This window comes from Pseudomonas sp. NFPP12 (assembly GCF_900103205.1).
Classification (GTDB): Bacteria; Pseudomonadota; Gammaproteobacteria; order Pseudomonadales; family Pseudomonadaceae; genus Aquipseudomonas; species Aquipseudomonas protegens.
Genome location: NZ_FMWW01000001.1, coordinates 307,440 through 322,045 on the forward strand (window position 1 = coordinate 307,440; position 14,606 = coordinate 322,045).

At 65.7% G+C, this 14,606-nt stretch carries 11 protein-coding genes; 9 read left to right on the forward strand and 2 right to left on the reverse strand.

Going from position 1 to position 14,606, the window contains the following annotated elements; translation table 11 throughout:
* Window positions 1-27: 27 nt before the first annotated feature.
* Complete coding sequence (locus tag BLS75_RS01260; RefSeq protein ID WP_072450073.1) at window positions 28-1,779, reverse strand: DUF1302 domain-containing protein; 1,752 nt, start codon at window positions 1,777-1,779, stop codon at window positions 28-30.
* Between the two features lie 126 nt (window positions 1,780-1,905).
* Between BLS75_RS01260 and BLS75_RS01265 the strand changes: the two genes are divergently transcribed.
* A complete protein-coding gene (locus tag BLS75_RS01265) occupies window positions 1,906-2,862 on the forward strand; it encodes a LysR family transcriptional regulator (protein ID WP_019094857.1) in 957 nt (318 codons plus the stop codon).
* 177 nt (window positions 2,863-3,039) lie between these two features.
* Here BLS75_RS01265 and BLS75_RS01270 read toward each other — a convergent pair whose 3' ends face one another.
* A complete protein-coding gene (locus BLS75_RS01270) occupies window positions 3,040-4,059 on the reverse strand; it encodes an AraC family transcriptional regulator (protein ID WP_072450074.1) in 1,020 nt (339 codons plus the stop codon).
* Window positions 4,060-4,162: 103 nt separating this feature from the next.
* Here BLS75_RS01270 and BLS75_RS01275 point away from each other — a divergent pair, with 103 nt between their 5' ends.
* The 8 genes from BLS75_RS01275 to BLS75_RS01310 all read left to right on the forward strand — a co-directional run bounded on the left by BLS75_RS01275 (window position 4,163) and on the right by BLS75_RS01310 (window position 14,605).
* The gene (locus tag BLS75_RS01275; protein WP_072450075.1) at window positions 4,163-6,058 is read left to right on the forward strand and encodes an acyl-CoA synthetase; all 1,896 of its coding nucleotides are present in this window, start codon (window positions 4,163-4,165) and stop codon (window positions 6,056-6,058) included.
* A 238-nt stretch (window positions 6,059-6,296) separates the two neighbouring features.
* A complete protein-coding gene (locus BLS75_RS01280; RefSeq protein ID WP_072450076.1) occupies window positions 6,297-7,613 on the forward strand; it encodes a flavin-containing monooxygenase in 1,317 nt (438 codons plus the stop codon).
* Window positions 7,613-8,023: a RidA family protein gene (locus tag BLS75_RS01285; protein WP_011061806.1), complete on the forward strand. Its 411-nt coding sequence runs from the start codon at window positions 7,613-7,615 to the stop codon at window positions 8,021-8,023. Before BLS75_RS01280 ends, BLS75_RS01285 begins: the two co-directional genes overlap by 1 nt.
* A gap of 70 nt (window positions 8,024-8,093) precedes the next feature.
* Entirely contained in the window at window positions 8,094-8,771 is a 678-nt protein-coding gene (locus BLS75_RS01290) for a DUF1028 domain-containing protein (protein WP_072450077.1), read from the forward strand.
* On the forward strand, window positions 8,764-9,927 hold the full coding sequence (gene argE / locus BLS75_RS01295; protein WP_011061804.1) for an acetylornithine deacetylase: 1,164 nt from the start codon (window positions 8,764-8,766) through the stop codon (window positions 9,925-9,927). Before BLS75_RS01290 ends, argE begins: the two co-directional genes overlap by 8 nt.
* A 230-nt stretch (window positions 9,928-10,157) precedes the next feature.
* The gene (locus tag BLS75_RS01300) at window positions 10,158-11,648 is read left to right on the forward strand and encodes an aldehyde dehydrogenase (RefSeq protein ID WP_072450078.1); all 1,491 of its coding nucleotides are present in this window, start codon (window positions 10,158-10,160) and stop codon (window positions 11,646-11,648) included.
* A gap of 93 nt (window positions 11,649-11,741) precedes the next feature.
* Complete coding sequence (locus tag BLS75_RS01305; protein ID WP_072450079.1) at window positions 11,742-13,190, forward strand: APC family permease; 1,449 nt, start codon at window positions 11,742-11,744, stop codon at window positions 13,188-13,190.
* A 2-nt stretch (window positions 13,191-13,192) separates the two neighbouring features.
* The gene (locus tag BLS75_RS01310; RefSeq protein ID WP_072450080.1) at window positions 13,193-14,605 is read left to right on the forward strand and encodes an aspartate aminotransferase family protein; all 1,413 of its coding nucleotides are present in this window, start codon (window positions 13,193-13,195) and stop codon (window positions 14,603-14,605) included.
* Window position 14,606 lies beyond the last annotated feature (1 nt).

The window sequence follows — 14,606 nt, forward strand, 5'->3', positions numbered from 1 at the left end:
TGTCCTGTTCGATTGCTGATTGCGGATTCAAAAGCTCACGCCGAAGCTGAGGGCGACGAAGTCGCGATCAGTCGAAGTGTTGTAGGCGCCACCGAAGAAATCGGTGTAGGAAAGACTCGCCGAGTAGGTATTGCGAAGGTCGGCATCCAGGGCGAGGCTGATGGCCTTGCTGCCTTGGTTGAAGTTGGGGCCGTAGCCTTCCACGTCATGGGACCAGGACAGGCTGGGCTTGAGGTTCACCCCGGCGATCACGTTCTGATAGTCGAGGATGGCGCGGCCGCGATAACCCCAGGAATTGGCGGTGTAGAAGCCCTTGTTGTTGCAGTTCTGCGGGTTGACCGGGTTGGCCATCAGCGTGCAATTGCGGTTGTCGGGCAGTTCGCCGTTGCCGAAGATACTGTCCCGGCCGAAGCGCAAGGCGTTGCTGTTGATATCCCCCAGGTGGTTGTAGCCGATCTCGGTAATCAGGCTCAGGCGCTCGGCGGCCAAGACCTGGTCGATGAAATGGGTGAGGGTGATTTGCGCCTGGGTCACCGGCTTTCGCACATAACCGTGGAAGCTCTCGCCTGGCACTGGCTGCGCAAAGCCGCTGGTGAAGATCGGCGCACCGAGATCGGCCGCCATCGGGCCGGCGAGCGCGGCAATGGTCACGTCGCTGCCGTTGAGTGACAGCGGCATGTTCGGCCGGTAGCTCAGTTCGCCGGAAACCGCAGTGGTGCCCAGGGTGGTGGCAAAGCTCAGGCCATAGAGGCGGATGTCTTCCGGGTACTCGATGAAGTACTCGGCGCTCGATGCCCTGGTCCCTGGCTTTACCGCGAAGGGGGCCGTGCCGACCGTGCCACCGAGGAAAGGCGCGCGGCTGTGGTAGTTCAGGGCATACAGGCCGAACTCGGTGTTGTTCAGCGCCTCGACCTGCCAGCGCAGGGCCATCCCGAACTGGCCACTGTTGCGCGCGTCGCGGTCGCCACCCCGGGTGAAGTGATACTGGCCATTGGGGTCCCAGGGGGGCGAGAAACCCATGCGGGTGTTGCATCCATCGGCCATCACGTCGGAGCCGAAAAAGGTCCCGCAATTGTCGACGACGGTCTGGTCCCATTCCAGTTGATAGAAAAATTCGGCAGAGAGGTTTTCGCTCAGTCCCTGGGACAAAAACAGCATGTTGACCGGAATCAGGCCTTCCTTGATTTCGGCTCCCGGGCGCCGGAAGGCTGCGACATCCGTCGGGTTGATCACGTTGATGCCATTGCCGATGAAGGTGCTTTCCCCCCAACTGACCACCTGTTTGCCCAGGCGCGCATTGCCGGGCTGATCGGCGATGAAATAGTTGTGATAGACAAAGGCGTCCAGCAGCTGCGCGCCCGAGGACTTGGCGGCCTCCTTGCGATGCTCATCGCTGATCTGCACATAGCGCCGGCTCTCGTCCTTGAGCTCGAAGTCGTACCAGTACTTGCCCCGCAGGAACAGCCCGCTGTCGCCGTAGCTGAGCTGCAGGTCGTGCACGCCCTTGAAGATCTTCGAGAAGGTTTCGCCCTTGCGAAAGTTCAGCCGGCCGTCGTCGGAGGATTGGCTTGAAGCGTGCCCTGCGTTCCACGTGCCGATGAAGGCCCGGTCCGGGTTGCGCAGTGCCCAGCTGGCGCCAATGGACAACGAAGAATCGAATTGCCCCTGGATCTCGCCGATGTCGAAGGTAGCGGCCTGGCCAGGTGCGCTGATGCTCAGTGCAAGCAGCGTTGGCAGGCCCAGTAAGCGGAATGGATCAAGCTGGAATTGGTGCGCCACAGAACTTCCCCATCGTTTTTTTTATTGGAGGCAGTACGTGTTGTCTGCCGGGCGATGCTGGTGGTGGAGAATCTTCTGGGAGCGTGTTAAGAGTGTCCAATGCAAAGATAGGGCTGGATTAATGCAGTGAACGACTTAATCGATCTGAAACGTGTGCGCCATCTGGTCTATCTGAGCGAGGAACTGCATTTTTCCCGCGCTGCGGCTCGGGCCAACCTGTCGCAGACGGCGTTCAGCCGCAGCATCCAGTCGCTGGAAGCGGACCTGGGCGTTCGGCTCTTCGATCGTGATACGCGCACGGTGATGCTCACCGCTGCCGGGCAGCAGTTGATCGGGCGTGCTCATGAGCTGCTCGGTTGCGCCAGGAAGCTGGTGGCGCAAGCCATCGATATTGCCGGCGCCGAAGGTGGGGAACTGCGCCTGGGCATCAACCCGATGGCGGCCACGCTCAACACCGTCGATATTCTCATCAGGTTGCGCAAACAGGTCCCCAGGCTGGTGCTCAATGTCCAGGTCGGGTACTGGAATCAGTTGTGCCACCTGCTGGAAACCGAGCAACTGGATTTCGTGGTCGCCAGCCTCAAGTCGGGCGAGGAAATCGACCCGCGCTTTTCCGTGACCCATCTGCCGCCTCAGCCGGCCTCGGTGTTCTGTCGCCGCGATCACCCGCTGGCCCGCCAGGCAGGCCCGATTGCCCGTGCCCAGATCCTCGACTACCAGTGGAGTGGCGTGTCGCCGTCCAACGAAGCTTCGCTGTATGCCCTGTTCGATCTGGCGCCGGGCACCTTGCTGCCCTGGACCCTGAGCTCCAACGATCTGAACCTGTTGCGCGAAACCACCCTGAGCAGCGACTCGTTGCTCCTGACCTGGCGCTCGTGGCTCGACCAGGACCTGCACAACGGGTTGCTGGTGGACCTGGCACCTTTCATACAGCCGCCCTGGCCGGCGGATGTGCTGACCATCCGCTACGCCGTGGTGACCCATGCCGGGCGCACGCTTTCACCGATTGCCCAGCAAGCCGTGGACATGATCGTCAGAGAAGCCCCGGGGAGTGCCGGGCTGTCGACATTCCCGGGTGCTTGAACCGCGGGTGCCGGGGGGGCTCAACCGGCCGCCCCGAAGGTCTGTACGAAAACTCGCCGAGCAAAGATCAGGCAAGGCAAAAGCAGGCGAGGAAGCCGAGTCCAGCGGCCTGAATGAGCATGCCGAGCCTGTCTTCAACGCAGTCTGATCGAAGCACAGGTAGTTTTCGTACAGAGCCTAAGGTTGCGCCAGGTGCCTTTGGCGACATGCACTGGGGCTCTGGCCGAACCAGCGATAGCAGGCGCGGGTCAGCGAGCTGGGGTCGCCGTAGCCCAACAGGAACGCCACTTCGGTCAGGGCGATCTGCGGGTGGGGCAGCAGCGATTCAAGGCGCTTGCGGCGCAAGTCATCGATGATTTCCTCCACGCGCAAGCCTTGGGCTAGCAGGCGGCGCTGGAGCATATGCCGGGGCATGCCCAGTTGTCCGGCCAGGACCGGCAGCGTGCAGTTGCCCGTCACCAGCAGGCGTTCCACCAGTATTTCCACCTGGCGCCCCAGGTCCAGGGGGTGGCTCTGGATCAGGCGGCGGACAATGCGCTCGGTGGTCTCAAGCATTGCCGGGCTGGCGCTGGCCAGCGGGGTACTGAGCAAGCTGGCGGGAAAGAGCAGGGCGTTTTCAGCCTGGTTGATGCGTACCCGGCAGCCATACAGGGCGCGATAGGCCTTGGCGTCGAGGGGGCTGTCATGCCTGAAATTGATTTGCCATTGCTTGCCGGTGTGGTGGGTAACCCGGCGCAGGAAAGCCAGGGCAATGCCATGGACCAGCTCGCTCAATTGCCGGTCGCCCAGCCTGCTTACACTCAGGTCATGCTGCAGGTGCCAGGCGGCATATTGGCCCTCGACGCTCAGGCGCAGGTTCAGCCCGGGGGAGTGGTAGGGCATGTAGCGAGCGACCCGTTCCAGGGCATCGGCCAGGTGGCTGGCGTGGAGCACGATGAGGGCCAGCGGCCCGAGGATGGAGACGTCCTGCAGGTTCGCCAGGCGAGCGCCGAAATCCGCCAGCGACAAGGTCTGCGAGGTGATCTCCAGCAACTGCGCGACCTTCTCCAGGGGCAGGCTGAAATGGGCGTCGTCGAGCTGGGCCTGGGTCATCCCGACACGGGCCAGCAGGGCCTGGGCGTCACCGCCATGCTCGCTGACCAGTCGGGTGAAGCCGGTCAGGGCAGGGGCCCTGACAAACAAGGGGGGACGGTTCATTTTGTTCCCGAATGCCAAATTCTTGTTATCAAATGCCAAGTAACCTAATTCGCCTCATGCCAGCATCTCAAGTCAAGAAAATTCATGATTGGAGGTCTTGGAAATGCTTTGCGACTATCAGGACGTTCTGCAGATCGAGGCAGGTCCTCAGCCCTTTGCCGATATCAACAACACCTATGCGTTGATCGAACGCAGCGCGAGCCAATGGCCACAGGCCCCGGCACTGAGCTTCTTTCTGCGGGTCGAGGATCATGCGCGGCCGGTGCGCTGGACATACGCCCAACTGCTGGCGGACATCACTCGCGCAGCCAACCTGTTCGAGCGCTTGGGGGTACGGCGGGGCGACGTGGTTGCGCTGATCCTGCCGAACTTGCCGCAAACCCATATCGCCATGTGGGGTGCGCAGACCGCGGGTATCGCCTTTGCGGTCAACGTCTTGCTGGACGGTACGCAGATGGCCGAGCTGCTGGCGACGGCCAAGGTCCGCTGGATAGTCACGGTAGGCCCCGAGCCGGATGCGCAGATCTGGCAGCGGGTCGAGGGCGCGATTGCCCGCTTGCCCGGCCTGCAAGGCGTATTGGCTGTCGACCCGATGCGGCACCTGCCGGGCCATGGGCAGAGCGCGCCACTGCCCGCTGAAGTGGCCGGGGTGCCGGTCCTGGATTTCTTCGCCGAACTGGCCCTCGAGCCAGGCGAGCGCCTGCGGTTTGCCCCGCCGGGCCTGAACGACGTGGCGGCCTACTATTGCACTGGCGGCACCACCGGCTTGCCGAAAATTGCCCGTCACAGCCAGCGCAATGAAGTGATCTTCTGCGGGCAACTGGATACGGTGATCGGCGCGCCGGTCCTGCGGCCAGGACGCACCGTGCTGACCGCGTTACCGCTGTTTCACGTCAATGCGCTGATCGGTTGTGGCCTGGCGGTATTTGCCCAGGGCGGTCATGTGCTGCTGGCACCACCGGCGGGGTTTCGCACGCCGGGATTCATGCCGCGGTTCTGGGAGATAGTCGAAACCCATCAGGTCAGCAGCTATTCAGCTGTGCCCACGGTCTACGCCGGCCTGTTGCAGGTGCCCTGCGCGGGGCATGACACAAGCTCGCTGACGGTGGCGATCTGCGGCGCGGCGCCGATGCCCAGGGACTTGCTGCGCAAGTTCGAGCAACAGACAGGCCAGCGCATTCTCGAAGGCTATGGCTTGACCGAGGGCACTTGCGCGTCGTCGGTCAATCCGGCGCGTGGTGAGTCGCGCATTGGCTCGGTCGGCCTGCGCCTACCCTGGCAGGACATGCGGGTGATGATCCTCGATGAGCGAGGTGCCTGGTTGCGTGATGCGCAAGTCGATGAGGTGGGGGCGATCTGCATCAGCGGTCCCAATGTCTTCATCGGCTATCTGGACAGCGCCCATGATCAGGGGGCGTGGTTCGATACTGTCGCCCTCGACGGTGTGTCCGAACAGCGCGGGTTCAACACCGGGGACCTTGGGCGCTGCGATGCCGAAGGTTACTTCTGGCTCACCGGGCGCAAGAAGGAACTGATCATCCGCGGGGGGCACAACATTGAGCCCAAATACATCGAGGAGGTGCTGGCCACGCACCCCGATGTGGCGTTGTGTGCAGCGGTGGGCCGGCCCGACGCGCACGCCGGGGAAGTACCGGTGGCCTATGTGCAGGTGCGCGCCGGGAGTGCCATCAGCAGCGCCCAGTTGCTGGACTACGCGACGCGGCATATCAGCGAGCGCGCAGCGGTGCCCAAGGCGATCATCCTGGCCGACGCGCTACCCGTCACCGGAGTGGGCAAGATTTTCAAGCCCGCGCTGGTCATGGCTGAAATCGAGACAGTCATACGCCAGGAAGCCGCCTTGCTGGCCATCGAGCTGCAAGAGGTGAGGGTGGTGCAGAGCGCCAGGCAAGGCCTGGTGGCGAGCTATCGCTGCGCAGATGAAACCTCGCGACTGGCCGAGGCTCTGAGCCGCTACACCTTTGTCAGTGAGCGAAGCTGAGCCTGGGCTCCAGGCCGCGGGCCCGAGTGCTTGCGATGCAGCGCCGGTGTTGTGAAGTTGCACGCTTCGCATGCTCGCGCGCTGCCTCGCTTTTTCTTATCCAGCGAGCACATTTTTAATATTTTTCCTTCGCAGGCGTCTGTCGCACCATCTGTGGCATCCGACTTACCCCCGGGTTCTGAACAGCGTGCGCCCAGCCTTCCGGCCGGCGCCATTCGTCTCGCAGAAGGACACAGACATGACCGTAGAACAACCCATACAAGTGGACACCCTGGTGGTGGGCGCAGGCCAGGCCGGCGTGGCCATGAGCGAGCACCTGAGCAAGCTCGGGGTGCCGCACCTGGTGCTGGAGCGCAGCCGAGTGGCCGAGGCCTGGCGCACCGGGCGCTGGGATTCCCTGGTGGCCAACGGGCCGGCCTGGCACGACCGCTTTCCCGGGATGGAATTCGATGTCGCCGCCGATGCCTTCCCGGCCAAGGACCAGGTGGCGGACTATTTCGAAGCCTATGCGCGCAAGTTCAATGCGCCGATCCGCACCGGCGTGGAAGTGCGCAAGGTACTGCGCAATGTCGGCCGCCCGGGCTTCACCGTGGAAACCTCCGAAGGGCTGATCCAGGCCCAACGGGTGGTGGCCGCCACCGGGCCGTTCCAGCGTCCGGTGATCCCGCCGATTGCCCCGGCCAATGACCGGCTGACGCAGATCCACTCCGCCGAGTACCGCAACCCGCAGCAACTGCCCGAGGGCGCGGTGCTGGTGGTGGGCGCGGGGTCGTCCGGGGTGCAGATCGCCGATGAGCTGCAGCGTGCGGGGCGCCGGGTCTACCTGTCGGTGGGGGCTCACGACCGGCCACCGCGCTCCTATCGCAACCGGGATTTCTGCTGGTGGCTCGGGGTGCTGGGAGAGTGGGACGCCGAGATCGCCAAGCCGGGGCGCGAGCACGTGACCATTGCCGTCAGCGGCGCCCGCGGCGGCCAGACCATCGACTTCCGCGCCCTGGCGCACCAGGGCATCACCCTGGTGGGGCTGACCAAGGCCTTTGCCGGCGAGCACGTGACCTTCCAGGCCGACCTGCTGGACAACCTGGCCCGGGGCGACGAGAACTACCTGGCATTGCTGGACGCGGCGGATGCCTACATTGCCCGCAACGGCCTCGACCTGCCCCTGGAGCCCGAAGCCCGCCGGCGCCTGCCGGACCCGGACTGCGTCAAGCAGCCGATCCTCGAACTCGACCTGCAACAGGCCGGCATCACCTCGATCATCTGGGCCACCGGCTACGCCGTGGACTTTTCCTGGCTGCAGGTCGACACCTTCAGCGAACAGGGCAAGCCCCTGCACCAGCGCGGCGTGTCCCGCGAGCCGGGGATCTACTTCCTCGGCCTGCCCTGGCTGTCGCGCCGTGGCTCGTCGTTTATCTGGGGGGTGTGGCACGACGCCAAGCATGTCGCCGACCACATCGCCACCCAGCGCAAGTACCAGGCCTACAGCGATGCCCGGCCGCCGGCGGCTACCGCCGAAGCACCGGCCCTCAACCTCAGCCCCGTGGGAGCCCACTGATGCCTACTCATACTCGCATCCGCATGTTCAACACCAAGGACACCTACCCCAACCAGTCCCTGGACAACGACCTGTGCCAGGCCGTGCGCGCCGGCAACACGGTGTATGTGCGCGGCCAGGTCGGCACCGACTTCGACGGCCGGCTGGTCGGCCTCGGCGACCCGCGGGCCCAGGCCGAGCAGGCGATGAAAAACGTCAAGCAACTGCTGGAAGAGGCCGGCAGCGATCTGAGCCACATCGTCAAGACCACCACCTACCTCACCGACCCGCGCTACCGCGAGCCGGTGTACCAGGAGGTGGGCAAGTGGCTCAAGGGAGTGTTCCCGATCTCCACCGGGCTGGTGGTCTCGGCTCTCGGCCAGCCACAGTGGCTGATGGAGATCGACGTGATCGCGGTGATCCCCGAGTGAGGGGGTTGCCGAAGGTTCCGGCGGCCTTGTGCCGCGCTTGCCACAAGGCCCTGTGGGCCAGGGAGTTTGCATGACTTTTTCCATCGTTGGACGCTGCGCCGAAACCGGCCAGCTGGGCATCGCCATCAGTTCTTCCAGCATCGCCGTGGGCGCGCGCTGCCCCTGGGTGCGGGCCGGAGTGGGCGCGGTGGCGACCCAGAACGTCACCTTGCCGGCCCTGGGCCCGCAGGTCCTCGACCTGCTGGAGGGCCAGAAGCTCGACCCGGCCAGCGCCCTGGACCGGGCCCTGGGCAGCAACGGCTGGAGCCAGTATCGCCAGGTCACGGTGATCGACAGCCAGGGCCGCACCGCGTTGTTCAGCGGCCAGGAAGCCCTGGGCCAGCACAACGCTGTGGCGGGGGAGCAGTGCGTGGCTGCCGGCAACCTGCTGGCAGGCCCGCAGGTGATCGAGGCCATGGTCCAGGCCTTTGAAAACACCCCAGGCATGCTGGTGGAGCGCCTGCTGGCGGCGATGCAGGCAGCGATGGCGGCGGGGGGCGAGGCTGGGCCGGTGCATTCGGCGGCGCTGAGCGTGGTGGACGACCTGACCTGGCCCATCGTCGACTTGCGGGTGGACTGGGCCGACGCCGACCCCATCGGCCAGCTCGCCGGCCTGTGGCAGGCCTACCGACCGCAGATGCAGGACTACCTGACCCGCGCCCTGGACCCGACGGCGGCGCCCAGCTACGGAGTGCCGGGCAATGAGTGAACAATCGAGCCGCGAGTTGTTGGCGCGGCTGGTGGGCTTTGCCACGGTCAGCCGCGACTCCAACCTGGAGCTGATCGGCTTCATCCGCGATTACCTGGCCAGCCATGGCGTGCACAGCGAGCTGATCTACAACCCGGAGCGGACCAAGGCCAACCTGTTTGCCAGCATCGGCCCCGAGGATCGTGGCGGTGTGGTGCTGTCCGGCCACACCGACGTGGTGCCGGTGGACGGCCAGGCCTGGAGCGTCGAGCCCTTTGTCCTCAGCGAGCGCGAAGGGCGCCTGTACGGCCGCGGTACCGCCGACATGAAAGGTTTCATCGCCTCGGTACTGGCTGCGGTGCCGGGCCTGACCCGGCGCCGCTTGCGGCTGCCGGTGCACCTGGCCTTTTCCTATGACGAGGAAGTGGGGTGCCTGGGGGTGCGGCCGATGCTTGAACGAATGCAGCAGCGGCCGCACAAACCGCTGCTGTGCCTGATCGGCGAGCCCACCGAGCTGCGCCCGGTGCTCGGCCACAAGGGCAAGCTGGCCATGCGTTGCCAGGTGCGCGGCGCGGCCTGCCATTCCGCCTATGCGCCCTATGGGGTCAATGCCATCGAGTACGCGGCGCGGCTGATCGGCAAGCTGGGGGAGATCGGCAGCCGCTTGGCGCAACCCGAGCACCACGACCCACGTTTCGATCCGCCGTTCTCCACGGTGCAGACCGGCACCATCCAGGGCGGCCGGGCCCTGAACATTGTGCCGGCCGAGTGCCAGTTCGATTTCGAGGTGCGCACCCTGCCGGGCTATGACGCCCAGGCGGTGGTGGACCAGTTGCAAGGCTATGCCCGGGACCAGCTGCTGCCGCAGATGCAGGCGGTGCAGGCCGACACCGGGATCGCCCTGCAACCTCTGAGTGCTTACCCGGGGCTGGCCACCGCTGCCGACAGCGAGGCCGCCGAACTGCTGGCGCTGCTCAGCGGCTCGCGGGAGTTCGGCACCGTGGCTTTCGGCACTGAGGGCGGGCTGTTCCACCAGGCCGGGATTCCCACGGTGGTCTGCGGCCCGGGCAGCATGGACCAGGGCCACAAGCCCGACGAGTTCATCAGCCTTGAGCAACTGCACGCCTGCGACGCCCTGTTGTTGCGCCTGGGCGACTGGCTGGAACACCCGGCCTGAACCGGATGCGCTCCACCCAGGCTCCCTCGCCGTGGGGCAGTGCCCATTCGCCGCCATCCGGACCTCCGGATGGCGGCGTTTTGCGTGGGGCGCCAGGCCGTCTGGTTGCAGAGCTTTTTCATGGGACTCGAACATATTTTTAGTATTTTTCCTCCGGCCCGCTGTGACGCACCATCGCTCTGGACCCAATAACCAGCAGGCCGTCGCAACGGCCGACGAGGGAATGCAGCGTGTTCGATCTCGGTTACTGGCAGCAGCGGGCTGCCCGACAAACATTCATTGACCAGGCGCTGATCGGCGGCCAGCGGTTGTCCGCCGAATCCGGCGCTACCTTCGATGCCATCAACCCGGCCACCCGCCAGGTGCTGGCCCGGGTCAGCGCCTGTGGCGCAGCCGAGGTGGACCTGGCGGTGGCCGCCGCGCGCCGGGCCTTCGAGCACGGGCCCTGGGCGCGCATGGCCCCGGTGGAGCGCAAGAAGGTCCTGCTGCGCCTGGCCGAACTGATGCTGGCCCACCGCGAGGAACTGGCCCTGCTGGACAGCCTGAACATGGGCAAGCCGGTGATGGATGCCTGGAACATCGACGTGCCCGGCGCGGCCAATGTCTTCGCCTGGTACGCCGAAAGCATCGACAAGCTCTACGATCAGGTGGCCCCCGGCGCCCGCAACAGCCACGCCAGCATCAGCCGCGTGCCCCTGGGGGTGATCGGCGCGGTGGTGCCCTGGAACTTTCCCCTAGACATGGCCGCCTGGAAGCTGGCGCCGGCCCTGGCGGTGGGCAACTCGGTGGTGCTCAAGCCCGCCGAGCAGTCGCCGTTCTCGGCGCTGCGCCTGGCCGAACTGGCCCTGGAGGCCGGTTTGCCGGAAGGCGTGCTCAACGTGGTGCCGGGCCTGGGCAGCGAAGCCGGACGGGCCCTGGGCCTGCACCCGGACGTGGATTGCCTGGTGTTCACCGGCTCCACCGAGGTGGGCAAGTGCTTCATGCAGTATTCGGCGCAGTCCAACCTCAAGCAGGTCTGGCTCGAATGCGGGGGCAAGAGCCCGAACCTGGTGTTCGACGACTGCCAGGACCTGGACCTGGCCGCAGAGAAGGCCGCCTTCGGCATCTTCTTCAACCAGGGCGAGGTGTGTTCCGCCAACTCGCGGCTGCTGGTGCAGCGCAGCATCCATGAACAGTTCGTGGAACGCCTCAAGGCCAAGGCCCGGGACTGGCGGCCGGGCAACCCGCTGGACCCGGCCAGCCGTGCCGGGGCCATGGTCGACGCGCGCCAGACCGCCAGCGTCGTGGGGCATATCGCGGTGGCCCTGGAGCAGGGCGCGCAGCTGGCCTGTGGCGGCCGGCAACTGAGCATCGATGGCAGCGACAACTACATCGAGCCGACCATCCTCACCGGCGTGGGCCCGGCGATGGCCATCGCCCGGGAAGAAGTGTTCGGCCCGGTGCTGGCGGTGACGCCGTTCGACGACGAGGAACAGGCCATTGCGCTGGCCAATGACAGCGTCTACGGCCTGGCCGCCTCGCTGTGGAGCGACGACCTCAACCGCGCCCACCGGGTCGCCGGGCGCTTGCGGGCCGGCACGGTGTCGGTCAATACCGTGGATGCCCTGGACGTCACCGTGCCGTTTGGCGGTGGCCGGCAGTCGGGGTTCGGTCGCGACCTGTCGCTGCATGCCTTCGACAAGTACACCCAACTGAAAACCACCTGGTTCCAGCTGCGCTGAGCGCTGTGAACCCTCTGCGGCGCCGGGCTGGCGCCGCTGCACCTGCCGCCCCGGCGGCAGGCCCACAACAACAATAAGAACGGAGTGCGTGCCATGACTGCAAATCTCTCCACGGGGGCCTTGAGCCCCACCAACAAGGGCGGCCTGCGCCGGGTCCTGGGCCTGGGTTCACTGGTCTCGGTGGCTGTCGGCCTGGTGGTGTCCCAGGGGGTGATGGTGCTGATGCTGCAAGGGGCGGGGATGGCCGGGCTGGGCTTCTTCATCCCGCTGCTGCTGGCCTACCTGCTGGCCCTGACCTATGCCCTGTCGTTTTCCGAACTGGCGCTGATGGTGCCCCGGGCCGGCAGCCTGAGCAGCTACACCGAGGTGGCCATCGGGCATTTCCCGGCGATCCTCGCGACCTTCTCCGGCTACATGGTGGTGGCGATGTTCGCCCTGTCCGCCGAGCTGCTGCTTCTGGACCTGATCATCGGCAAGGTCTACCCCGGCGCGTTGCCGCCGATGCTGGTGGCCTATGGGGTGCTCGGGGTGTTCACCTTGCTCAACCTGTTGGGCATCGACGTCTTCGCCAAGCTGCAGACGGTGCTGGCGGTGGTGATGGTGGTGATCCTGCTGACCCTGGGCCTGGGCGCCGTGAGCAGTGCCCAGGCCGACCTGCAACTGCCCCTGGACCAGGGCTGGAACCCCCTGCAAGTCGGCGCCCTGGCGCTGGCGGCCATGGCCATCTGGGGCTTTGTCGGTGCCGAGTTCGTCTGCCCGCTGGTGGAGGAAACCCGCAACCCGGAGCGCAATATCCCGCGTTCGATGATCATCGGCCTGAGCGTGATCTTCCTGGTGATTACCCTCTATTGCCTGGGTGCCTTGCTCTGTGTGCCGCGGGCGCAACTGGCCAGCGATCCGCTGCCGCATTTCCTGTTCGCCACCACGGTGTTCGGCGAGGCCGGCAAGCTGTTCCTGGTGGGGGCGGTGATCACTGCCACCTGCAGCACGGTCAACTCGTCCCTGGCGGCGCTGCCGCGGATGCTCTACGGCATGGCCCAGAACGGCCAGGCCTTTCCCCAGTTCAAGCGCTTGAGCCCCCGTGGCCGTACGCCCTGGGTGGCGGTGCTGTTCGTGGCGGCGCTGACCGGGCTGCCGATCCTGCTGCTGGGCCAGGACCCGGATTCCATCAGCCTGCTGCTGTTGGCCGCCGCCCTGGCGTGGCTGCTGGCCTATATCGTCGTGCACATCGACGTGATCGCCCTGCGCCGCCGCTACCCCGATGCGCCACGGCCGTTCCGCTCGCCGTTCTACCCCTGGCCCCAGGTGCTGGGTATCGTCGGCATGCTGTTTGCGATCTACCACGTTTCCCCATCCCCCGAGATGACCGCGCGGATCTTCGGCAGTGCCGGCGTGGTGCTGGGGGTGATTTCGCTGATCGCCGTGGTCTGGATCAAGCTGGTGATGCGCAAGCCGCTGTTCGTTCCCGAACCGCTGCTGCCCGGCGAACCGACCCTGGCAACCCAACCTTCCCTTGAACCCGCCTACCGTGCAGGAGAATGACCATGAGCACCTCCAACCAACAGCCGCAGCCGGCCGCGCCCCGCAGCACCCAGGATTACCAGGCCCTGGACGCCGCGCACCATATCCATGCCTTCCTCGACCAGAAGGCGCTGAACGCCGAGGGCCCACGGGTGATAGTCCGCGGTGAGGGCCTGCACCTGTGGGACAACGACGGCAAGCGCTACCTGGACGGCATGTCCGGCCTGTGGTGCACCAACCTGGGCTATGGCCGCAAGGACCTGGCCGCTGCCGCCAGCGCCCAGCTGGAGCAATTGCCGTACTACAACATGTTCTTCCACACCACCCACCCGGCGGTGGTGGAGCTGTCCGAGTTGCTGTTCAGCCTGCTGCCCGGGCACTACAGCCACGCCATCTACACCAACTCCGGTTCCGAGGCCAACGAGGTGCTGATCCGCAGCGTGCGCCGCTACTGGCAGATCCTCGGCCAGCCGCAGAAGAAGGTGATGATCGGCCGCTGGAATGGCTACCACGGCTCGACCCTGGCAGCCACGGCCCTGGGCGGAATGAAGTTCATGCATGACATGGGCGGGTTGATCCCGGACGTGGCGCATATCGACGAGCCTTACTGGTTCGCCCACGAAGGCAACCTGACACCCGCCGAGTTCGGCTTGCGTTGCGCCCGCCAGCTGGAGGAGAAGATCCTCGAACTGGGGGCCGAGAACGTCGCCGGCTTCATCGCCGAGCCGTTCCAGGGCGCGGGCGGCATGATCTTCCCGCCGGAAAGCTACTGGCCACAAATCCAGCGCATCTGCCGCCAGTACGACGTGCTGCTGTGCGCCGACGAAGTGATCGGTGGTTTCGGTCGCACCGGCGAATGGTTCGCCCACCAGCATTTCGGTTTCGAGCCCGACACCCTGTCCATCGCCAAGGGCCTGACCTCCGGCTACATCCCCATGGGCGGGCTGGTGCTGAGCAAGCGCATTGCCCAGGTACTGGTGGAGCAGGGCGGGGTGTTCGCCCACGGCCTGACCTATTCCGGGCACCCGGTGGCAGCGGCCGTGGCCATCGCCAACCTCAAGGCCCTGCGCGATGAAGGGGTAGTGAGCCAGGTCAAGAACGATACCGGCCCCTACCTGCAGCAGTGCCTGCGGGAAGTGTTCGGCAACCACCCGCTGATCGGCGAGATCCAGGGCACCGGGCTGGTGGCGGCGTTGCAGTTCGCCGAGGACAAGGCCAGCCGCAAGCGTTTCGCCAACGAGAACGACATCGCCTGGCGCTGCCGCACCCTGGGCTTCGAAGAGGGGGTGATCATTCGCTCGACCTTCGGGCGGATGATCATGGCCCCGGCCCTGGTGGCCAGCCGTGGCGACATTGACGAGCTGGTGGACAAGACCCGCCGCGCAGTGGGACGCACCGCCGAGGAAATCGAGGCCGGTACCCTGCCGAGCAGCTAAG